19 protein-coding genes are annotated in these 21,221 nt (G+C 51.9%); 10 read left to right on the forward strand and 9 right to left on the reverse strand.

Annotated features, from left to right (window positions below; genetic code table 11):
- Positions 1-78 precede the first annotated feature (78 nt).
- The 8 genes from CRN96_RS06075 to CRN96_RS06110 all read left to right on the forward strand — a co-directional run bounded on the left by CRN96_RS06075 (position 79) and on the right by CRN96_RS06110 (position 10,079).
- Positions 79-1,800, forward strand: a complete 1,722-nt coding sequence (locus CRN96_RS06075; protein ID WP_097040372.1) for an ABC transporter ATP-binding protein — start codon at positions 79-81, stop codon at positions 1,798-1,800.
- A gap of 35 nt (positions 1,801-1,835) precedes the next feature.
- Positions 1,836-2,690, forward strand: coding sequence for a prephenate dehydratase (locus tag CRN96_RS06080; RefSeq protein WP_097040173.1), 855 nt, complete (start codon positions 1,836-1,838; stop codon positions 2,688-2,690).
- A 72-nt stretch (positions 2,691-2,762) separates the two neighbouring features.
- Positions 2,763-3,479 (forward strand): gamma-glutamyl-gamma-aminobutyrate hydrolase family protein, encoded by a 717-nt coding sequence (locus CRN96_RS06085; protein ID WP_179647129.1) that lies wholly within the window; start codon positions 2,763-2,765, stop codon positions 3,477-3,479.
- Positions 3,480-3,578: 99 nt separating this feature from the next.
- Positions 3,579-4,292 (forward strand): gamma-glutamyl-gamma-aminobutyrate hydrolase family protein, encoded by a 714-nt coding sequence (locus tag CRN96_RS06090; protein ID WP_097040177.1) that lies wholly within the window; start codon positions 3,579-3,581, stop codon positions 4,290-4,292.
- Positions 4,293-4,423: 131 nt separating this feature from the next.
- On the forward strand, positions 4,424-6,112 hold the full coding sequence (locus CRN96_RS06095; protein ID WP_097040179.1) for an ABC transporter substrate-binding protein: 1,689 nt from the start codon (positions 4,424-4,426) through the stop codon (positions 6,110-6,112).
- 153 nt (positions 6,113-6,265) lie between these two features.
- A complete protein-coding gene (locus CRN96_RS06100; RefSeq protein WP_097040181.1) occupies positions 6,266-7,306 on the forward strand; it encodes an ABC transporter substrate-binding protein in 1,041 nt (346 codons plus the stop codon).
- Positions 7,307-7,324: 18 nt separating this feature from the next.
- Positions 7,325-9,061, forward strand: a complete 1,737-nt coding sequence (locus CRN96_RS06105) for an ABC transporter permease (RefSeq protein WP_097040183.1) — start codon at positions 7,325-7,327, stop codon at positions 9,059-9,061.
- Complete coding sequence (locus CRN96_RS06110) at positions 9,042-10,079, forward strand: ABC transporter ATP-binding protein (protein ID WP_097040185.1); 1,038 nt, start codon at positions 9,042-9,044, stop codon at positions 10,077-10,079. Before CRN96_RS06105 ends, CRN96_RS06110 begins: the two co-directional genes overlap by 20 nt.
- Positions 10,080-10,101: 22 nt before the next feature.
- Here CRN96_RS06110 and CRN96_RS06115 read toward each other — a convergent pair whose 3' ends face one another.
- The gene (locus CRN96_RS06115) at positions 10,102-10,566 is read right to left on the reverse strand and encodes a small multi-drug export protein (RefSeq protein WP_097040187.1); all 465 of its coding nucleotides are present in this window, start codon (positions 10,564-10,566) and stop codon (positions 10,102-10,104) included.
- Between the two features lie 149 nt (positions 10,567-10,715).
- Between CRN96_RS06115 and CRN96_RS06120 the strand changes: the two genes are divergently transcribed.
- Entirely contained in the window at positions 10,716-11,624 is a 909-nt protein-coding gene (locus CRN96_RS06120; protein ID WP_097040189.1) for an acetamidase/formamidase family protein, read from the forward strand.
- 157 nt (positions 11,625-11,781) lie between these two features.
- Here CRN96_RS06120 and CRN96_RS06125 read toward each other — a convergent pair whose 3' ends face one another.
- The 5 genes from CRN96_RS06125 to CRN96_RS06140 all read right to left on the reverse strand — a co-directional run bounded on the left by CRN96_RS06125 (position 11,782) and on the right by CRN96_RS06140 (position 17,553).
- Positions 11,782-12,117, reverse strand: coding sequence for a DUF779 domain-containing protein (locus CRN96_RS06125; protein WP_097040191.1), 336 nt, complete (start codon positions 12,115-12,117; stop codon positions 11,782-11,784).
- On the reverse strand, positions 12,118-13,638 hold the full coding sequence (gene exaC / locus CRN96_RS06130; RefSeq protein WP_097040193.1) for an acetaldehyde dehydrogenase ExaC: 1,521 nt from the start codon (positions 13,636-13,638) through the stop codon (positions 12,118-12,120). It abuts the gene before it with no gap.
- A gap of 138 nt (positions 13,639-13,776) precedes the next feature.
- The gene (locus CRN96_RS06135) at positions 13,777-16,785 is read right to left on the reverse strand and encodes an efflux RND transporter permease subunit (RefSeq protein WP_097040195.1); all 3,009 of its coding nucleotides are present in this window, start codon (positions 16,783-16,785) and stop codon (positions 13,777-13,779) included.
- Positions 16,786-16,804: 19 nt separating this feature from the next.
- Positions 16,805-16,930 carry a hypothetical protein gene (locus CRN96_RS13450; protein ID WP_281254127.1) on the reverse strand — a complete coding sequence of 42 codons (126 nt, stop codon included), beginning with the start codon at positions 16,928-16,930 and terminating at the stop codon, positions 16,805-16,807.
- 32 nt (positions 16,931-16,962) lie between these two features.
- Positions 16,963-17,553: a nitroreductase family protein gene (locus tag CRN96_RS06140; protein WP_097040198.1), complete on the reverse strand. Its 591-nt coding sequence runs from the start codon at positions 17,551-17,553 to the stop codon at positions 16,963-16,965.
- A 111-nt stretch (positions 17,554-17,664) separates the two neighbouring features.
- On the opposite strand from CRN96_RS06140, the gene CRN96_RS06145 reads away from it, so the two are divergent.
- Positions 17,665-18,630, forward strand: coding sequence for a DMT family transporter (locus CRN96_RS06145; protein ID WP_245844562.1), 966 nt, complete (start codon positions 17,665-17,667; stop codon positions 18,628-18,630).
- 69 nt (positions 18,631-18,699) lie between these two features.
- Here CRN96_RS06145 and CRN96_RS06150 read toward each other — a convergent pair whose 3' ends face one another.
- The 3 genes from CRN96_RS06150 to phnC are packed head-to-tail and all read right to left on the reverse strand — an operon-like array spanning position 18,700 to position 21,217.
- A complete protein-coding gene (locus CRN96_RS06150; protein WP_097040200.1) occupies positions 18,700-19,521 on the reverse strand; it encodes a PhnE/PtxC family ABC transporter permease in 822 nt (273 codons plus the stop codon).
- Entirely contained in the window at positions 19,521-20,336 is an 816-nt protein-coding gene (locus CRN96_RS06155) for a PhnE/PtxC family ABC transporter permease (RefSeq protein ID WP_097040202.1), read from the reverse strand. Before CRN96_RS06155 ends, CRN96_RS06150 begins: the two co-directional genes overlap by 1 nt.
- 11 nt (positions 20,337-20,347) lie before the next feature.
- The gene (phnC, locus tag CRN96_RS06160) at positions 20,348-21,217 is read right to left on the reverse strand and encodes a phosphonate ABC transporter ATP-binding protein (RefSeq protein WP_425442515.1); all 870 of its coding nucleotides are present in this window, start codon (positions 21,215-21,217) and stop codon (positions 20,348-20,350) included.
- Positions 21,218-21,221 lie beyond the last annotated feature (4 nt).

The raw sequence follows: 21,221 nt of genomic DNA on the forward strand, positions 1-21,221 counted from the left end.
GTTTTTTTCATTTCCGGTGTCAAAATACCCGGCCGGCCGTGCTATAATGATAGGCATGATTATATAGTAAAAGAGGTCATGCCGGTGCGGAAGTTCTTTTCTTATTATGCGCCTTATAAGTTACTGTTCTTCACGGATTTCTTCAGCGCGGTGCTCGTGGGCCTGCTGGAGCTTGCATTCCCGCTGATCGTCAACCTGTTCATCGATGAGCTGCTGCCTTCCGGAAACTGGCGGTGGATCATATTCGCAGCTGCAGGACTCCTGCTCATCTATGCATTCAACACGTTCATGCAGTTCATCGTTACATATTGGGGCCACATGCTCGGGACGAACATCGAGCGTGATATACGGAATGACTTGTACGGTCATATCCAGCGCCTGTCCTACCGCTTCTTCGACAATACGAAGACCGGTAAGCTCCTGACCCGCCTGACCAACGATCTGATGAACGTCGGCGAGATGGCACACCACGGTCCCGAGGACCTGTTCATCGCCGTGATGACTCTCCTCGGCGCCTTTGGTATCATGTTATCCATACATCCCGAGCTTGCGGTGATCTCATTCATCATCGTGCCGTTCATACTGATCATCGCAATCTACTTCAATAAAAAGATGACGGTCGCTTTCAGGGAGCTCTTCTCCCGCGTATCGGACTTCAACCATATGATCGAGGACAAGATCGGCGGCATCCGCCTCGTCCAGGCATATGCGAATGAAGAGCGTGAAATGGACAACTTCAAACGCCTGAACGAAGCATTCAGGGCGACCAAACTGAAGGCATATAAAATCATGGCGTTCAACAACTCGTCCACATACATGCTGATGCGCCTCGTGACCGTCTTCATACTGATCGCCGGTGCATACTACACGATGCAGGGTGAGCTCACATTCGGCGAATTTGCGGCTTTCATACTGATTTCGAACATACTGTTCAAGCCGCTCGAGAAGATCAATGCGGTCATCGAGCTGTATCCGAACGGCATCGCAGGGTTCAAGCACTTTACAGAGATACTGCGTGAAGTGCCGGATGTCGAAGAGCATGAGGACGCCGTTGAACTGCGTAATGTTAAAGGTCATATCGAATATGAAGATGTGACGTTTGGCTATGAGAACAAACATGTACTCGAAAACATCTCGCTCACCATCCGGCCGGGTGAAACCGTCGCATTCGTCGGCCCGAGCGGTGCCGGCAAGACGACGCTCGCCTCCCTCCTCCCCCGCTTCTATGACGTGACGGGCGGACGGATCAAGATCGACGGCACGGATATACGCGACTATACCTTATCCTCGCTCAGGCAGAATATCGGCACGGTCCAGCAGGATGTGTTTTTATTCTCAGGGACGCTCAGGGACAACGTCGCCTACGGCAGGCCGGACGCAACGGACGCAGAAGTGTATGCCGCGCTTGAAAAAGCGCAGCTGAAATCACTCGTGGACGGTTACTCCAGAGGGCTTGATACGGTGGTCGGCGAACGCGGCGTGAAACTGTCCGGCGGGCAGAAACAGCGCATCTCGATTGCGCGGATGTTTTTGAAGAATCCGCCGATCCTCATACTCGATGAGGCGACGAGCGCACTCGACACCGCAACCGAACTCGAGATACAGAAGGCGCTGAACCGCCTGTCCGAAGGCAGGACGACACTCGTCATCGCCCATCGTCTTGCCACGATCAAAAACGCGGACCGCATCATGGTCGTGAACCAGGACGGGATTGCAGAGAGCGGTACACATGAAGAACTTGTGAATATCAATGATGGACACTACAGGGCGCTGCACGATGCCCAGTACAGATTTTCGTAAATGGACGCATGCGTCCGATTAAGGAGAGGTAAAAAATGATCATTGGCTATCAAGGCGTTGAGGGCAGCTATTCGACAGTGGCCTGTAAAAATTTTGCTGAAGGCAGAGATTATGAAACGAAAGGATACATGACGTTCAAACTGCTCGTCGAGGCCCTCGAGAACAGGGAAGTCGACTACATTGCGCTCCCTGTCGAGAACTCGACGAGCGGCCCGATCACACGGACGATCGACTTGATGAAATATCTGGATATGGAAGCGGTCAGCGAAGTGTATGTAAAGATCGACCATGCCCTGATCACGAAGAACCCGGTCGAGCCATCGGAAATCACGAAGGTGTACTCCCACCCTGAAGCGCTCGAGCAGTGCTACACGTATTTGAGCGGCTATCCGAACATCGAGGTGCTCGAATACCCGGACACCGCAGGTGCGGTGCGGATGGTGAAGGATTCGCCGGATGAGACGATTGCAGGCATCGCCGGCCGCCATGCCGCAGAACTTTACGGCATGACGGTCATCCGGGACAACATCAGCGACAATCCGCTGAATACGACGCGGTTTTTATTCTTCAAGAATAAGAACGGCAGCTCGCCGGACTTCAAGGACAAGACGTCACTCTACATTGAAACGGGCCACAGCACGGGCTCACTGCATGGGATTTTGAGCATCTTCAAGGAAAATGATGTGAACCTTGTCTACCTCATGTCGAGGCCGATCCAGAACAGGCCGTTTTCATACGGCTTCTTCATCGATGTGGAGAAAGGCATCCAGGAAGCGGGTCTTTCCAGGGCGCTGGATGAGATCACCCGGAGGGGCGCCTACGTCAATATACTCGGCAGTTACGAGCAGGGGAAAATCCCCGCCTACGGCAATATATCCGGTAATAAATAGCCCCGTGGATTAATGCATGCGATAAAGGGTAATAGTTGGTGTACAAACCACTTTTTAAAAGAGGAGATCATTATGACATTACCCATTATCGGCATCACAACGGAAGTCGTCGACGGCGACCATCTGGAACTGAGCGCTTCGTTCATCTATTCGATTTCAAAACTCGGGGGCATCCCCCTGCTCCTGCCGAAAGTCGAAGATAAAAAAGTGATCAAGGGACAGCTTGAGCATGTCGATGCTTTGTTCCTCACCGGCGGGAATGACATCAACCCCGCGACATACGGCGAGAACCCGCATCCGAAGCTTGAAAACGTCGAGGCCGGCCGGGACGAGTATGAACTTGAATTGATTCACCTCGCCCTTGAAAAGGACCTCCCGATACTCGGCATCTGCCGCGGCAGCCAGCTCCTGAACAGTGTGGCCGGCGGAACGATGTATCAGGATCTGGATTCGGAATACGGTGAGGGGCTGATCCAGCACAGGCAGACTTCGAACCGGGATTTCCTGAACCATAAGATAGAGATATTCGAAGGGACGAAGCTGCACGACATCACCGGTGTGACGGAGATGTCCGTCAACAGCTTCCACCATCAGGCAAACCATGATATCGGCGCCTCTTTCGAAGTCGCTGCAGTCGCGCCGGACGGTGTTATTGAAGCGATCGAAAGCAAGGAGCATGATTTCGTCATCGGGCTCCAGTTCCATCCGGAGGATGCGTTCGAATTCAATGAACCTTCCCGGAAGATCATGGAGGCGTTCATCAAAGCCGCCTCTGACGATAAGAAATAAGACCTCCGGGTCTTATTTTTTATGTCCGGATTCCGGGGCTGGCCGGTGTGCCTGCAGTATGCTACCCTTGTCTGTAAATATATTTAAAGGAGCTTATCCATGTCACAGCCGATCATAGGAATCACGACTTTCATCTCTGAAAAAGGACTGACGCTGCCGACGACGTACATCGATGCCATCAATGATTCAGACGGGGTGCCGATGGTGCTCGCCAAAACAGAGGACCCCGGGAAAATAAAAGCCCAGATCGACAATATCGATGCATTGCTGCTTACGGGCGGCAACGATATCGAGCCCGCCCTCTTCGGCGAGGAACCCCATCAAAACCTCGGGGAGATCGAACCCGGCCGCGACGAGTATGAAAGTGCGCTCATCGAACACGCACTCGAAAAAGGCATCCCCGTACTCGGCATATGCCGCGGCGCCCAGATTTTGAACATCCATCAGGGCGGCACGATGTATCAGGATATATACAGCCAGATGGATGGCGAACTGAGCCAGCACACGCAGAAAGCGGCAAGGAATTACCTTGCCCACACGGTCGATATCGAAGAGAGTTCTTTATTGCACAGGATCGTCGGCAAGACCTCGATCAAGACCAACACCTTCCACCATCAGGCCAATAAAGATGTGCCGGAGCATTTCATCATCTCAGGATTATCCCCCGACGGCGTCGTCGAAGCTGTGGAGAGCACGGTGCATGACTTCGTCATCGGGCTGCAGTGGCACCCGGAGGGCACTTACTTCAATGACGAGGCTTCAAAGAAAATATTCCACGCCTTCGTTGCGGCGGCGGTCCGCCAATATGCCTGAATCACGGGGTCAGTCCTTACTGGCCCCGTTTTTTCCTGCATTCGACAGTTTACTGAATATTTTAAATTAATTTTGTGAAGCGCTTCCATATTAGGTATAATATATTTAAATTCAAACAAGGGGGAAATTAGATGAAGAGGAAATTTTGGCTCATCCCGTTGATGTTTGCGCTGATGCTTGTAATGGCGGCATGCAGCGACGACAGCAGCGTGGATGAAGAGGTTGAAGCGGATGACGATGCGGCGGAGGAAGGCAGCCAAGGGGGAGATCTCACGATCGGGCTGATCAACGAGCCTGTCACGATGGATCCGCACGGATCCAATGATATTCCGTCTGCACAGCTGAGAACACAGATTTTCGACACGCTTGTCAGCCAGGACCTGGATATGGAAATCGGCGAGGGGCTTGCGACCGATTGGGAACAGGTCGATGACAACACGTGGCGCTTTGAATTGAAAGAAGACGTGACGTTCCATAACGGCTCCGACTTCACGGCAGAAGATGTCGAAGCGACGTTCGACCGCCTGCTCGACCCGAGCGTCGGTGCATCGGTGGCATTCATGTTTGAAATGGTTGAAGATGTCGAAGTCACCGGTGACCATGAAGTGACACTGCATACGGAGTATCCGTTCGCACCACTCCTCAGCAACCTTGCGCATAACACCGCAGGCATACTGAGCAAGGAAGTCATCGATGAAGATTACCAGAATGCACTCGATAATGCGGAATCTGAAGTTACACTGGAAGAATACTATGAACTGAGGGAAGAAGGCGGGGATGAATTCGAGGAAGTTTCCGAGGCAATCGCTGCGGACCTCGGTCAGGTCATCGCTGAAAACCCGGACGGCACCAATCATCTTCAGCTGTCCGAAAGGAATCCGGGGGACAATGTCGTCCTTGAACGCTTTGAGGATTTCCACGGTGATGAGCGCAATTTCGACACGGTGACATACAGGGTCATCCCTGAGAACCAGTCGCGCCTCGCTGAACTCGAGACAGGCGGCATTGCGGTCAACGACAGCGTCGATGCCGAAAACATGCCGCGTGTCAGGGATCATGAGGATACCGACATCATCGATCAGGACGGTTTGTCCATGACCTACCTCGCATTCAACTATGAAAAAGAACCTTTTGACGATGAAAATGTCAGGAAGGCGATCTCACACGCGATCGACCGTGACAGCATCATCAATGATATGCTGGACGGCCGCGGCATCCTCGCCTCGACGCATATCGCACCGCCGGTCTTCGGCCATGACGATTCCCAGGACGAAATGGAATACGACCTGGAACAGGCACAGGAATACATGGCACAGTCGGACCATCCGGACGGCTTTGATGCGACGATCTGGATGTCCGACTCCGAAGTGAACAGGGACATCGCACTGTTCATGCAGGATACATTGAGCGAAATCGGCGTCAATCTGGAGATTGAACAGTATGAGTTCGGCACGTTCCTTGAGATGGCCGACCAGGGCGACCATGATATGTTCATGCTGCAGTGGATCACGGTGACGGGCGATGCGGATTACGGCCTGTATCCGATGTTCCACACCGACAGCCAGGACGGCTCGGGCAACCGCTGGAACTATTCGAATCCTGAACTTGATGAACTGCTCGAAGCGGGCAGACAGGCAAGTGATGAAGGCGAACGCGAAGATGCGTATGCCGAAGCGCAGGAGATACTCGTTGAAGATCTGCCGATCGCCCCGCTCTACTACGGTGAGCTCGGCATTGGTGTGAACGATACGCTCGTGGAAGGCGTTGAACTGGATCCGGTCGGCATCATCAGGCTGGAAAATGTTTCATTCCCGGAGTAAGCAGGAGCTGCCACTTTGAGTACAGACTCAAAGTGGCATTTTTTTCAATTTATATTTACATAAATCATACTGTTACTAAATGATAAGTTAACAATGGCTTAACATTGCTTTTATATGATAAAGTTTAAAGCATAAAAACAGGAGGAAAAAAAGATGAATAAATGGTTCACACTCTCATTGATGAGTGTTTTCGTACTGATGCTCTCAGCATGCGGCAATGGAGGAACGGATGAAGAAGATACATCGGCTGAAAATGTCGGGAATCCGGATGACTCCATCAGCGGGACGCTTGATTTTTATACATCACAGCCGGATATCGACGCCGAACAGTTGATTGATGCCTTCAATGAACAGTACCCTGAAGTCGACATCAACCTCTTCCGTTCAGGCACCGAGGAAGTCATCAGCAAAGTCAATGCTGAAAACGAAGCCGGGGATGTGATTGCGGATGTATTGCTTGTCGCTGACGATGCCACTTTCGAAGGATTGAAGCAGGAGGACCTGCTGCACGAATATGAATCGCCGGAAGCGGAATCGATCCCTGAAGAATTCGCCGATCCAGACGGCACTTATTACGGCACCAAGATCATGGCGACCGTAATGGCCGTCAACAGTGAAAATGTCGATGAAATACCGGATTCATGGCAGGTGTTGACTGAAGACAATGCTCATGAAAATATTGTCATGCCGAGTCCGTTATATTCCGGAGCAGCGGCATACAACCTTGGTGTATTCACACGCAGTGATGACTTCGGCTGGGAATTTTATGAAGGCATCAAAGATAATAATCCGATGATCACTGAAGGCAACGGCGCCGTCATAGAGAATGTGGCCTCCGGTGCCCAGGATTACGGCATGGTCGTCGATTACCTCGTTGCACGTGCAATGCAGGATGGTTCCCCGGTTGAACTGGTCTATCCTTCCGAGGGCGTCCCGGTGATCACCGAACCGATCGGCATCATGAAAGATTCCGACAATCTCGAAGCATCGGAAGCCTTCGTCGATTTCGTACTTTCCGAAGAAGGACAACAGCTTCAGAGTGATATCGGCTATACACCGATAAGAGAAGGCATCGATGCACCCGAAGGTCTCCAGTCATTCGAAGAAATCGACGCTCTGACCGCTCCGGTGGAAGAGCTTTATGAAAATCGCGAAAGCGACAAAGATCAGTTCGATGAATTGTTCAATAATTAAACCATCAGGTGATTATATATGAGGAAAAATAAAGACGGTAGGCTGCACGGTGCAGTCTACCCTTCGTTTTTTAAAAATGCATTGAAAGTCATCAGTCTGATTCTGATATTCTTCATCTTTGTGCTGCCCATCTTCCGGCTGATCCTCATGAGTTTCACCGGTGATGACGGGATCACACTGGCATTCTACAGCGAGGTGCTCTTCTCGGAAAGGACATGGAATGTACTGGTCAACACGACCATCATCGTCATTCTTTCAACACTGATTTCCTCCGTGCTCGGGGTCACTTTTTCATGGCTCATCGCCTATACTGACATCCGCTGGAAAAATTTGTTCCAGCTGCTGATCCTGCTGCCTTTCATCATCCCCTCCTATATCATATCCCTTGCGTGGGTGGATTTTTTCGGCGGCCAGGGCACAATCGTCAATATGTTCGAGCAGATCGGCATGGAAATATCCGGCTGGAATCTGTACAGCATGTCCGGAATCATTGTAGTGATGGGCATCAGTCATGCCCCACTCGTCTACTTGTTCACAGTGAACGTCCTCAGGAGAATACCGAGGGAGATGGAGCTCGCAGCCCGGGCATCAGGTGCCGGCAGGCTGGCATCATTCAGGAAGATCCTGCTGCCGATGGCGCTTCCCGGCATCGCGAGCGGGACATTCATCGCATTTCTTGGAAGTCTCGACAATTTCGGCATCCCCGCCTTTCTCGGCATACCGGGAAACATTACGGTCCTGTCGACGTATATTTATCAGCAGGTTATCGGATTCGGCACTTCCAGTTTCAATAATGCGGCCGTCCTTTCCGTCATACTCGGCGTCATGGCGGTGGTTGGACTGCTCATTCAGTGGCTCTTCCTCAGGAAATCAAAGAGGATCCAGACGACGAAGCTCGATATGGAGCCGAGGTACCATCTCGGTAAAAAGAAGCTGCCTGTTGAAATTCTGCTTATCGTATTCTTTTTATTCATCAGCATCTTCCCGCTGCTGTCGATGATCGCGTCATCTTTCCTGAACGCGGTTGGATTGAGTTACTCACCGGAAAACCTGACACTCGATAATTTCGAGTTTGTACTGACGAGCAGCTCTTCCTATGCAGCGATCATGAACAGCATCAAATTTGCAGGTGTCACAGCGCTGCTCGGCATTTTATTCGGCACCATCATCGCATACATCAGGGTGCGTAAAGGCACGAGGACAATCAGGTTCGTTGAAACCGCGGTGACGATCCCCTATGCACTGCCGGGCACCGTGCTTGCCCTGGCGATGATATTCACTTGGATCAACCCCATCCCGGGCGTCGACTGGAATCCCGGAATATACGGCTCGGCGATGATCATGTACATCGCCTACTTCACCCGCTTCCTGCTGCTCCAGGTCAGGGGCAGCATCACAGCGTTCCAGCAGGTGGATATTGAAATCGAGGAGGCGGCACAGGTCAACGGCGCAAGGCCGGTGGCCAAATGGCGTAAAATACTCATGCCGTTGATACTGCCGGGCGTGCTCAGCGGCACGGTCCTCGTGTTTCTGACGGCATTGACGGAACTCACGGTCTCCGCCCTGCTCTATTCATCAACTTCACAGACGATCGGCGTATCCATACTTTCATTCCAGCAGTCGGGGTATTCTCTGCTTGCCAATGCATTTTCAACGCTGATCATCGTGGCGATCATCGGGGTTTATTTCCTCCTCTTCGTCATTCAATACATCATCAGAAAGAAGGTGGCATCTGATGCCCACAAAAATAAATGACCTGAATAAATTCTTCGGGGATTTCCAGGCACTCAAAGATATCAACCTGACGACAGAGGAAGGCGAATTCATTGCGATCCTCGGACCTTCAGGCTGCGGGAAGACCACCCTCCTCCGCCTGCTTGCAGGTTTCACCTCTCCGACGGATGGTGAAATATATATGGATGATGTCCTGGTCGGAAACAATAAAAACTCGGTCCCACCGGAGAAAAGGAACCTCAATATGGTCTTCCAGTCATTTGCCCTCTGGCCGCATATGAATGTCGGGGACCACATAAAGTTTGCACTGCAGCACCACCGTCATATGAAAAGGCTGTCCGGTGCGGCGCTTGATGAACGGATCGATGAGGTCCTTTCCATCGTCGGGTTGGAAGCGTTCAAAAACCGTCTTCCCGGGGATCTTTCCGGCGGGCAGAAACAGAGGGTCTCCCTGGCCCGGGCGATTGCGCCAAAGCCGAAACTGCTGCTTATGGATGAACCATTATCCAATTTGGATGCCGAGCTCAGGATTGAAATGCGGCGAGAGATCCAGAACATCCATAACATCACTGAGGCCTCCATCATCTATGTCACCCACGACCAGGGGGAGGCCCTTGCCATGGCAGACCGCATCATCGTGATGAACGAAGGCCGCATAGAACAGATCGGCAGACCCGAGGAAATCTACTCGAATCCCGCAACCCCGTTCGTGGCAACCTTTGTCGGTAAAGCCAACCTCTTCAAAGGAGAATGGAAAGACGATGGCTTCCAGCCGGAAAATACGGATCTCATATGGCATAACAGTAATATAAGTGAAGACTTCATGAAGGCAGGGATCTATCCCCTGCGCCCCGAACAGATCAGCCTTGCCAAATCCGAAGGCGGCATGCTGAAAGGTACGGTCATGACAAAACAATTCCAGGGGAAGGAATATCACTATTCGGTCGATGTCAATGGACAGACGGTGATTGTGCATCTGCCGTTAAGGGAAAACTATGAAATCGGTGAAATCGTCTCGATTGAACCAAATCCGAACTAAAAAAGGGCCTCCGGGCCCTTTTTTAGTTCAAATACTGCTGCAGGAACTGCATCTCCTCAAGTCCCAGGAAATCCATACCGTAATGGGCGAGTATCGCAAGCGGCACTGTCCAGAGGATGAGGCTCAAAGTGACATATGCCACGGTCTTCGTCTTGGTCGCCCCGAAGGACACGGCCGCAATGGCCGCGACATGTGAGCTGAGCAGGATCGGCCCGAGGAACACGAAACCGTAGAATCCGAACTTCTTCCATATGCCTTCAGCGCGCCGGCTCCTTTTGGATTCTTTATTCTTCATGAACCAGTCCCTCACCTTCTCACTGAAGATGACGACCAGGAGGATCGTCAGAGCGTTGCCGAGGATGCCTGCGATCAGTGACGGCACAAGGCTCGACCCGCCGAGCACGGCGATCGGCACGACGAATGTCGCTTCGAAGAGCGGTATTGCACCTAATATGAATATTGTGAGATAAACGATATAACCGGACATTTCCACCCTGCTCCCTGCTTGATGTTTTGCGTGAATTCACTTCGGTGCCATGAACACCGTCCAATTCAAAAAACTATATATATCCTTATTTTAAAGGTATCCTATATATAAAGGTTCAAAACTTAAAATATATTTGACGGAGGGTAATCATGCATCATAATTTAACAAAAGACAACAAATTCTACGCGATGGACAAGAACAATGCACCTGCACTTTACGTCGATTCCGGGGACACGGTCGTTATGGAGGCACACGACTGCTTCACCGGCCAGATCACTTCGGAGGAGGATACGACGACAAGATTGAACTGGGATGAGATCAATCCTGCGACCGGCCCCGTCTATGTGAACGGCTTGAAGCCGGGCAATGTGCTGAAAGTGACGATCGAGAAGATCGATGTCGGTGATGAGGGCATCGTCGTGACCGGCCCTGAGTCCGGTGTCATGGGTGATGAGCTCACTGAATTCACACGGAAGATCCTGCCGATCGACAAAGAGAAGCAGACGGTCGATTTCGACGGTCTTGAGATCCCGGTCAATAAAATGATCGGCGTCATCGGTGTCGCACCTGAAGCAGATCCGGTCAACAATGGTACACCGGGCGACCACGGTGGAAATATGGATTCCATCAAGATCACCGAAGGCGCGACGCTTTACCTGCCCGCTTTTCATGAAGGCGGACTGTTTGGACTCGGTGACGTCCACGCTGCCATGGGCGACGGGGAAATTGGCGTATCGGGGCTTGAAGTTGAATCCGAGGTGACGGTGAAACTCGAAGTCGTTGAAGACATCTACATCGCCCACCCGCTGCTCGTCAATGAGGAAGGCGCGTTCATGAATGTATCCAAAGTCGATCTCGACACCGCGGTCGACCAGAGCGTCAAGGAGATGATCAGGTTCCTTAAACCGTATGCCAAAAAATCAGTGGATGAAATGGCGAAGCTGATGAGCCTGACCGGCCACACCCAGGTCAACCAGGTCGTGGACCCGAAGAAGACCGCGAGATACTTCGTGCCGAAATATGTGCTGGATCACTTCGGAGTGCCTTTATACGAATAAAACAGCTTTTGGAAGTTCAACACCTGCTCGTGAACGGAAACGAGCATCCATTAACTTTCCAACACCTGCTCGCGGACGGAACGAGCAGGTGTTAAGCCAAACAAAATCAAAACCTGCAGCCCTTTCAATAAAAGGCACTGCAGGTTTTTTATTTAAATCATTTCGGCTCGCTCCGGATGTGGAACCTCACGCCTCTCGGGCCTTCTACACTGAACATGCCGCCGTTGCCTTTGACGACGTCGACCGTGAGTTTTGTGTGCTTCCAGTATTCGTATTGCTGGCGGTGCATGTAAAATTCCACACCTTCGATTTCCCCGAGCTTCACATCGGCGGGGCCGATGATGATCATGTCCTTCTTCAGACACATCGGACTCGAACCGTCACAGCATCCTCCTGACTGGTGGAAGACGAGTTCGCCGTGCTCTTCCTTCAATTCTTTGATCAGATCCTTGGCGGATTGTGTTGCATCTACAGATTTGTTATCTGTCGTCATTTAGAAGAATCCTTTAGGTGATTCCCCGTAGCTGATGAGCAGGTTCTTCGTCTGCTGATAATGGCTCAGCATCATCAAGTGGTTTTCCCTGCCGATACCACTCATTTTGTATCCGCCAAATGCAGCATGTGCCGGGTAGTCGTGATATGTGTTCACCCATACACGTCCTGCCTGGATCGCACGTCCGAAACGGTACGCCTTGTTCTGCGACCTCGTCCATACACCTGCACCCAGTCCGTACATGGTGTCGTTCGCAATCTCGAGCGCTTCTTCATCGTCTTTATAAGTTGCGACCGCAAGTACCGGTCCGAAAATCTCTTCCTGGAAGATTCTCATTTTGTTGTTGCCTTTGAAGATCGTCGGTTCGATGTAGTAACCTTCACCGAGGTCGCCGTCCATCTCCTTGACGTTTCCACCCGTCAGAATTTCGGCGCCTTCCTTCTTGCCGATATCGAGGTAGGAGGTGATCTTCTCCTTCTGCTCGCGGGAAGTCTGTGCACCCATCATCGTATTTTCATCCAGCGGGTTGCCGACTTTGATCTCTTCGACCCGTTTGATGACCCTTTCCATGAATTCATCATAAATGTCCTCATGAATCAGTGCACGTGACGGACATGTACACACTTCGCCCTGGTTCAGTGCGAACATCACAAGTCCTTCGATCGCCTTATCCAGATAGCCGTCATCTTCATCCATGACATCTTTTGCGAAGATGTTCGGCGATTTGCCGCCCAGTTCAAGCGTCACCGGGATGATGTTCTGGCTCGCATTCTGCATGATGATCCGGCCAGTCGTCGTCTCGCCCGTGAATGCGATTTTATTGATGTCCTGATGCGTCGCAAGCGCCTGCCCAGCTTCAGCGCCGAAACCGTTCACGATGTTGAGGACACCTTTCGGCACGATGTCCTGGATGAGTTCTGCGAAATGCAGGATTGTCGTCGGTGTCTGCTCCGCCGGCTTCAGCACGACCGAGTTGCCTGCAGCAAGTGCCGGTGCGAGCTTCCACGCAGCCATGAGCAGCGGGAAGTTCCATGGTATGATCTGCCCCACTACACCGAGCGGCTCATGGAAATGATATGCCACGGTATCCTCATCAAGCTGCGAGATGCCGCCTTCCTGTGCACGGATCACACCCGCAAAATATCTGTAATGGTCGACCACCAGAGGCAGGTCCGCATTCAGCGTCTCCCGTACCGCCTTGCCGTTCTCGAATGTCTCGAGCACCGCAAGCTCCTCCAGATGTTCTTCCACCTTATCCGCAATCTTCAATAAAACCATGCTTCTTTCGGCCGGAGAAGTCTTCCCCCATGACTTCTGCGCCTCGTGTGCAGCTTTCACCGCATTATCCACATCCGCCTGCTTCGAGCGCGGCACCTGTGACACGACCTGGCCGATGACCGGTGATTCATTGTCGAAATACTCGCCGTCCACCGGGTCGACCCATTCTCCCCCTATGAAATTCTGGTACTTGTCCTTGATTTTGTATTGAGCATTTTCTTCATTCGGAAATTCAAATGCCATTTAATACACCCCTTTGTTTGATATGATTCAATTTTATCCGATAATTCCGGTTGTTACAATCTTTTTGTATCCGCTTACAATTATATTTTCAGATAATAAAAATCACCCCCTGCACCAGGCAGGAGGCGATCCATTTCATCAATCTTTGTACTTTATTCTGTAGTAGATCATATACAGGCTCGGCGTCACGATCAGCGACAGCACCGATGAAAACGCAAGGCCCGCGATGATGGTGATGGCGAGCGGCTCGAACAGCGGGTCGCCGCCGAGTGCGACAGGCAGCAGCGCGATGATCGTCGTGATCGTCGTCAGCAGGATCGGCCTCATTCTGGCACGTCCGCTTTCGATGATCGCTTCATTGATCACGAAGTTGCCGTCCTTCCTGCGCGCCTCGATGAAGTCGACCAGCACGACCGCGTTCCTCACGACGATTCCGGCAAGGGACACCATACCCATGACGCCCATGAAGGACAGCGGCGTCTGGGTGACGAACAGGCCGATGAATCCGCCGCTGATGGAAAGGAAGATGCTGAATACGATGACGAGCGGCAGCACGAGCGAGTTGAACTCGAATGCGATCACAAGATAGACGAGCACGACGATCACTGCGAACAGGACGCCGATTTCAACGAAGAAATCCGTCTGATCTGTGGATTCCCCGCCGACGACGATTTCAGTCGAATCGTTCAGATCCCCTGAAAGCCCGTCCACGATTTCCCCGACTTCATTTTCCTCCAGGTTGTAGACTTCCATCGAAACCTGGCGGTCCCCGTTATCATGGGCGATCGTCTGGTATTCGTTCGTCTCTTCAAGGTCGACGAAATCAGCAAGCGGGAACGTTTCAGGCTCTTCCCCTGAAAACTTGATGATGTCTATATCTTCCAGGTCATATTCACCTGAATACTTCATCGTCGATTCGACCTGCTCATCCTCGACGATGATTTCCTGGACAGGTATGCCCTGTCCGAGCAGGTTCAGTTCATTCTTCACCTGGGAGACGGAAAGCTCTGCATCTTCCAGTGCCTCCTGGTCGATGGCATACTTGACGGTGTCCACCGGCTCACCCATGTTGGAGGTGACGACTGCACCTTCCGATTCGAGTCCTTCCCTGAAGGTCTCAAGTGACTCTTCGAGGAGGCCGAGATCTTGATTGTAGACGTCGAGCGTCACAGGCGCACCTTCCGGCGGGCCCTGGACGATCGTGTCCATAAAGATCTTCGCCTCCGGGAATTCCTCACGGAGATCCGCTTCATAAGTGTCGATGACCTCTGAAGCACTCATGACTTCCTTATCGATGTATAAGGCAATCTGGGCAGTGTGTTCGCCGGACTGGTCGAGGGATGCACCAAACAGGTTCGGAAGCCCTGATCCCGTAAACCGGGTCACGCCTTCCAGGTTATCGATGTTCTCGCCCAGATAATCGACGATATCACCTGTGCGTTCATGTGTCTCCTCAATCGTCTGTCCGTCATCGAACAGTACATCCACGGTCACTTCCGACCGGTCCGCCTCAGGGAAGAATTCAAATGGCGTGAACCGCACAAGTCCAAGTGACAGCAGACCGATGACCAGCACGATGCTGAACGTGATGACAGGCCGCCTGATGAATTTCGGCAGCATCCTGTCCGCATACCAGTTCGAGAGTCCCGTGAACGCCTTGCCGAAAATCCCTGCATTCTCAGAAATGTTCTTGACGGGCATGAGGTACCTCAATGCCGGCACAAGGAAGATCGCAAGTATCGTCGAAACGATGATCGTCGTGATCAGGATGCTCGGCAGTGCGCGTATGAACTCACCGTTCGCTCCGGACAGGAGAAGCAATGGCGAGAACGCGAGGACGATCGCAAGCGTCGAGGCGATGACGGAAGGCGCAACTTCCTTCATGCCGTTGTACATTGCATCTCGCTTGCTGTCACCGACCGACAGCCGGCGTTCGATATTGTCGTTGACCACGATCGAGTCGTCGACGAGTATACCGAGTGCGATGATCAGCCCGATGACGGAAATCTGATTCAGGTCGACCCCGAGCCACGGCAGCGGGATCAGGCCGATGAAGATGGACAGTATGACGGTGATCATCACTACGGCGGAACCGATGAACGATAATCCGAGTGATGTACCGATGATCACTGCGACGAGCGCGAGCAGGAGTGATGTGTACAGCCCGACGAAAATGTCCTCAACATTCTCACGCTCCGATGATATCGTCGTGACGGATATATTTTCATCAAACTGGTCCGTATGCTCTGAAACGACCGCTTCGACGCTTTCCGAGGTCGAAGGCACATCCTCACCGGGGCTCAGGAACACTGTGAATGATACAGCCTCTTCCCCGTTATGTTCGATGATGTCCTCCCGCTCATCAGCAGTGAGTTCTATGGACGCGATGTCCGTAAGGAGTGTGTCATCATCCCCGATCCGGATGCTTTCGAACGTCTCGAGCGGGGCCATGCTCTCGAAACTCAGCCGGATGTTTTCATCATCTTCAACCTGGCTTCCGAGGATGACCGGATTGAAGGACTGGTCGATCTCCTGGATGATCTGATCCGGGGTGATCTGGTTTTCCTCCAGCGCCTCACGGTCGAGGTCGATATTGACCGTACGGTCATCGTACCCTTTGATCGTGACATCGCTGACGCCATCCATCTGCGTCACATCAAGGGCCAGATCATCGACCTGGTTCCTCAGATCTTCGAGCCCTTCCCCGTTTTCACTCTGGAATATGTAGCTGAGCAGCGGGAACGCATTGCTCACGCTTTCCACCTGCGGCTGGGCTGCATTTTCCGGCAGGTCGCCGGATACCTGGCCGACCAGGTTGTTGATATCATTCTCCACCTGGTCCGGCTCAGCTTCATCCGTGAGCTCCATGGTGACGACTGAAATATCATCCTGTGAGACGGATGACACAGTGTCGATGCCATCTATACCGAATATATCACTTTCAATCACATTGGTGATGTTCGTCTCGACATCCGCCCTGTCGGCGCCGGGCCATGGTGTCGTTATATTGATGATGTTGACTTCGACCTCAGGTATTTCCCTGTTCTCAATGGTAAGAAATGTGTATACGCCGAGCAGTGCGATGGTGATGATCAGAATCACCAGCAGACGGCTGCGTTCCAATAGGACTTCAAATATATTCTTCACGTTACAGTCTCCGTTTCCTTTAAAGTTCGGCCGAATAACTCATATACAAGCCGATGATGAATAGTATGGCCACCCCGATATATGAGGGGATGATCCAGTTTTCCGGAATGATCGTCATCGTTCCGAACATTAATAATGTACCCAAAAAGAATAAGACTGTTGCCAGGATTTTCCTCATTATTCCGTTTCACCTGTAATCCATTCAGTCTTCTCCTGATGCGCCACCCTGTGGACTTTGAGATCTTTCTTCATCGCGGATTCGCCTAAAAATACTGCACCGAGGATCTCCTCATCCTGACGCAGATTGAAGTAATCCTTGACCGGCTCTGCATGATATGCCGGCCCGCTTTTCCAGATTGCTCCGATGCCTTTGCTGTGGGCTTCAAGAAGCATATTCTGCACGGCGGCTGCAACTGCACAGACGTCCTCCGTATAAATCGCCTTCTTATTGTCGAGGTCCCTTGAAAGTACGGCGATGATGATCGTCGGGGCAAGCAGCGGCTTCGCTGCCATTTTCATGATGCGTTTTTCGGCTTCAGGCGACTCCGGGTCATCCGCTTTCGCAATTGCCCATTTCTTCATGACATCCGACAGCTGCTTCCGTCCTTCGCCCTGCACCACAATGAATCTCCACGGCTCGGTGAAGTAATGGTTCGGAGCCCATGTGGCCGCTTCGATCAGACTTTCAACGGTTTCACGGTCAAGCGGTTCCGTATCCTTAAAGATCTTCACACTTCTTCTTGTCCTGATTGCATCTGAAACATTCATTGGTTATCTCTCCTATGGTCAGTATCACCTTACTATATTACTTGTTTAGTGAAAAACTCTCAATTGATATACTGGAAAAATGATATGATTGTCATATCAGATATCATAACTATGCCTGGATCCAAAGCGTCCGGGCCTACAAAGAAAGCAGGCAATGCCGTGTACCTCCTTATATTGCTCGGTGTCCTCGGCGGTATGGCCGTACCGCTGCAGACTTCCATCAATGCAGAATTCTCAAGGTTTTCAAGGGCCGTCTTCATCACATCATTCTATTCATTCCTGGTCGGGACGATCGCTTTATTCGCCGTGAACCTGGCTCTGAACACCGAAAAGTTCTCCGCATCATTCTTCGGTGCGCAGGATTATTCATACATATGGTTCGTCGGGGGACTGATGGGCGTCGTTTTCCTCACGGCGAACATCGTGCTGCTGCCGCGGATCGGGGCGGCGCTCACCGTGATCGTGACAGTGACGGGACAGATGATCATCGGCCTCATGATCGACACTTTCGGCTGGTTCGAAGCCGTGCCCCAGCCGTTCCATCCGATGCACCTTGCAGGTGTGATGCTGCTGATCATCGGCATCATTTATATGAACATCAATAAAAAGCTCGCGGTCGGGAAACAGCACTCCCGGGCCTGGGTATTCCTCGGGTTGTTCACGGGGATGCTCCCGCCGATGCAGACCGCAGTGAACAGCGCGCTCAGCCGGGAAATCGATTCGACGCTGTTTGCAGCGTTCATATCATTCCTGATGGGGACGATCGCCCTCTTCTTCATCGCGCTCATCGTGCACCGGAGGTTATCCTTCAATTTCAAAGCAGGCGGCACTTCACTGAAGCCATGGCACTTTTCAAGCGGACTGCTCGGGGCGCTCTACATCGGGATGAACATACTCCTGATGCCCTACCTCGGGGTGACGCTCACGATGATGTCGGCCATCTTCGGACAGATCATCATGGGTCTGCTGATCGATCATTTCGGACTGCTCGGGCTGCCGAAGCAGCCGATCGGCCCGAGGCGCATCATCGCCGCTGTGATCATCGTTTCCGGGATACTCATACTGCAGTTCTTTTGAGAATATTAAAAACCGTACGTCGGACTTCCTGTGGAAGCGGCGTACGGTTTTTTTCATATCCATATAATTTTAAGCTTTGATCTTCAGCCTGTTCGCAATGAGCTCGAGTATGATCGCAACGATCAGTATGATGATCGTAATCATGCCCACTTCATTCATATCATAGTAGAAAGTGCTCGACATGAAGAGTTCATAACCGATGCCGCCTGCACCTGCAGCAGCACCCATGGCGACCGCGACGCCGAAGTTGATCTCAAAGCGCAGGAACGTCCATGAAATGAGGTAGCTCTTCGTCTCCGGTATGACGACCTGGAAAAGAATCTGCCAGTAGCTCGAACCCGTTGCACGCAGTGCCTCGATCTTCCCTTCATCGATCTCCTCGAACGCTTCGGAGTATGCCTTGACGAGATAGGCGACCGAGTGGAACATCATGCCGATCACCGCCGCAATGGAACCGAGCCCCGCTGCGATTGCGAATATGAGCACCCACAGGACGGTCGGCACTGCACGGGCGATCGTGATCACGCCTTTGATCAGAGTGCTGAGCCACGGTTTGGATAGATTCACTGCCGTCCCGAATGCGAGGAACAGTGAAATCACCGCACCTAAGATGGTCGAGAGGAATGCGAGCGACAGCGTCACCACCACCTGTGACATCGCCGTCCCGAAGCCGACCTGGCTCAGTTCAGGCTGCAGGAACATCTGATACAGGTTGTTCAGGGTGTCGGCGATCGCCTGTGACAGCACAAGCCCGCTGTAATCCATCATGAAGAATCCGGCAACCGTGAATATCGCCGTCGCGATCAGAATCCATTTCAGGGATTTCTGTCCGCGTGTGGGCCGGTTGATCTTTATTTTGCCGTCATTTGTACGGTCCAATTGAATATCCATCAAATGATCTCCCTTCTGATGCGGTTCGAAATCGCTTCAATGATCAATACCGCAACGACGATCGACAGCGTGATCAGGGAAACCATTTCGTAATTCAGCTGCTTATAGTAGAGGTCGAATAAATAACCGATCCCCGTACCTGTGAGCAGCCCCACGAGTGTGGCGCTCCTGATGTTCGTCTCTATCATGAACAGCGTCCAGCTGAAGAGCTGGGGCATGCTGCCCGGGAGCACCGCCTTGAAGATCATCTGCGGATAGGTCGCCCCGGTCGCCCTCAGGGCTTCGATCGAATCGCTGCTCGCTTCATCGATCGTTTCTATGTATGCCCGGACGAGGAAGCCGAATGTCGCGAAAAACAATGCAAGGAATCCTGTTGCCGAGTTCGTCCCGAAACTCAGGACAAGTATGAGTGCCCAGGCCACGACCGGGATGTTACGGCTGACGGAAGCGACGAGTTTCGCCACATACATCAGAAATGTATTCACCTGGGTCAGCTGTGAACCGAGCAGGGCGAAGATGAGCGCGAACACTGAAGCCGTCGTCGTCGATACGATCGAGATGAGGATCGTCTCCCACAGGAGCCTGAGGACCGTCGGGAAGTTCGCAAGCGTCCCCGCGGAGAAAAGCATGTTCGAAAACAGCCACGAAATTGCTGCCGGGATGCTTAAGAGACCGTCGATATGATCATAACTGGTGATCTCACCCGCGAGGATGATCAGCCCAAGAATGATGAGGGCCGCGATCGTCAGCCTGATATGTTTCTTCCGGATGATGTTCACCCTGGATAAATGTTGTGTCGATGATTTACTGCTCATAATTTTTCACCCTACTCCACTATCAGTTCATCAGCTTTGGAGCCGTAGATTTTTGTGACGATGCCCTGATCCATCACTTCCGGGGCATCGTTGAAGACGATCTCACCGGCGTTCAGTCCGATCATCCGGTCGGAATATTTTTTGGCGACGTCGACCTGGTGGAGGTTCACGATGACCGTGATGCCGCGCTCGCGCGAGATGCGTTTCAAGTATTCCATGATGACCATGGATGCCCTCGGGTCGAGTGAAGCGATCGGTTCATCACAGAGTATGATTTTTGGATCCTGGATCAATGCCCTTGCGATGCCGACACGCTGCTTCTGGCCGCCGGACAGTTCATCGCAGCGCTTATAGATGTGGTCTTCGATTCCGAGTTCCGTGATGATCTCAAGTGCCTTTTCCTTTTCCTCCTCTGAATAAAGGGAGAGTATACCCTGCAGGCTGTTCTTGTAGCCGAGCAGGCCGTGCAGCACGTTTTCGAATACGCTCAGACGGTCGACCAGGTTGTAGTGCTGGAAGATCATGCCGATGTCCGTACGCATTTTCCTTAGACCTTTGCCCTTAAGTTTTGTGATATTTTCATCACCGAAGATGATTTCGCCGCTGGTCGGTTCGATCATCCGGTTGATCGTGCGCAACAATGTCGATTTACCGGCACCCGAAGGTCCGATGATCGACAAAAGCTCGCCTTCCCTGATGTCGAAATTGATGTCCTTCAGCACTTTGGTGTCTTTCGTATAATTTTTGTGCAGATTCTTCACCTGCATGATGACCGGACGCTCAATGGTTTCCTCAAGCTGTGCTTCTTCCGGAAAATTGAATATGACGGGATCGGCTTTCTTTTCTGTTACTTTTGAACGGCTTTTCAATTGGGTGGCCACTCAT

This window comes from Salinicoccus kekensis (assembly GCF_900220995.1).
GTDB classification, from domain to species: Bacteria; Bacillota; Bacilli; order Staphylococcales; family Salinicoccaceae; genus Lacicoccus; species Lacicoccus kekensis.

Excerpts from the sequence above, each read along its gene's own strand:
- CRN96_RS06075 (WP_097040372.1), top strand. The coding sequence starts at position 79 with ATGCCGGTGCGGAAGTTCTTTTCTTATTATGCGCCTTATAAGTTACTG.
- CRN96_RS06080 (WP_097040173.1), top strand. The coding sequence starts at position 1,836 with ATGATCATTGGCTATCAAGGCGTTGAGGGCAGCTATTCGACAGTGGCC.
- CRN96_RS06085 (WP_179647129.1), top strand. The coding sequence starts at position 2,763 with ATGACATTACCCATTATCGGCATCACAACGGAAGTCGTCGACGGCGAC.
- CRN96_RS06090 (WP_097040177.1), top strand. The coding sequence starts at position 3,579 with ATGTCACAGCCGATCATAGGAATCACGACTTTCATCTCTGAAAAAGGA.
- CRN96_RS06095 (WP_097040179.1), top strand. The coding sequence starts at position 4,424 with ATGAAGAGGAAATTTTGGCTCATCCCGTTGATGTTTGCGCTGATGCTT.
- CRN96_RS06100 (WP_097040181.1), top strand. The coding sequence starts at position 6,266 with ATGAATAAATGGTTCACACTCTCATTGATGAGTGTTTTCGTACTGATG.
- CRN96_RS06105 (WP_097040183.1), top strand. The coding sequence starts at position 7,325 with ATGAGGAAAAATAAAGACGGTAGGCTGCACGGTGCAGTCTACCCTTCG.
- CRN96_RS06110 (WP_097040185.1), top strand. The coding sequence starts at position 9,042 with ATGCCCACAAAAATAAATGACCTGAATAAATTCTTCGGGGATTTCCAG.
- CRN96_RS06115 (WP_097040187.1), bottom strand. The coding sequence starts at position 10,566 with ATGTCCGGTTATATCGTTTATCTCACAATATTCATATTAGGTGCAATA.
- CRN96_RS06120 (WP_097040189.1), top strand. The coding sequence starts at position 10,716 with ATGCATCATAATTTAACAAAAGACAACAAATTCTACGCGATGGACAAG.
- CRN96_RS06125 (WP_097040191.1), bottom strand. The coding sequence starts at position 12,117 with ATGACGACAGATAACAAATCTGTAGATGCAACACAATCCGCCAAGGAT.
- exaC (WP_097040193.1), bottom strand. The coding sequence starts at position 13,638 with ATGGCATTTGAATTTCCGAATGAAGAAAATGCTCAATACAAAATCAAG.
- CRN96_RS06140 (WP_097040198.1), bottom strand. The coding sequence starts at position 17,553 with ATGAATGTTTCAGATGCAATCAGGACAAGAAGAAGTGTGAAGATCTTT.
- CRN96_RS06145 (WP_245844562.1), top strand. The coding sequence starts at position 17,665 with ATGCCTGGATCCAAAGCGTCCGGGCCTACAAAGAAAGCAGGCAATGCC.
- CRN96_RS06150 (WP_097040200.1), bottom strand. The coding sequence starts at position 19,521 with ATGGATATTCAATTGGACCGTACAAATGACGGCAAAATAAAGATCAAC.
- CRN96_RS06155 (WP_097040202.1), bottom strand. The coding sequence starts at position 20,336 with ATGAGCAGTAAATCATCGACACAACATTTATCCAGGGTGAACATCATC.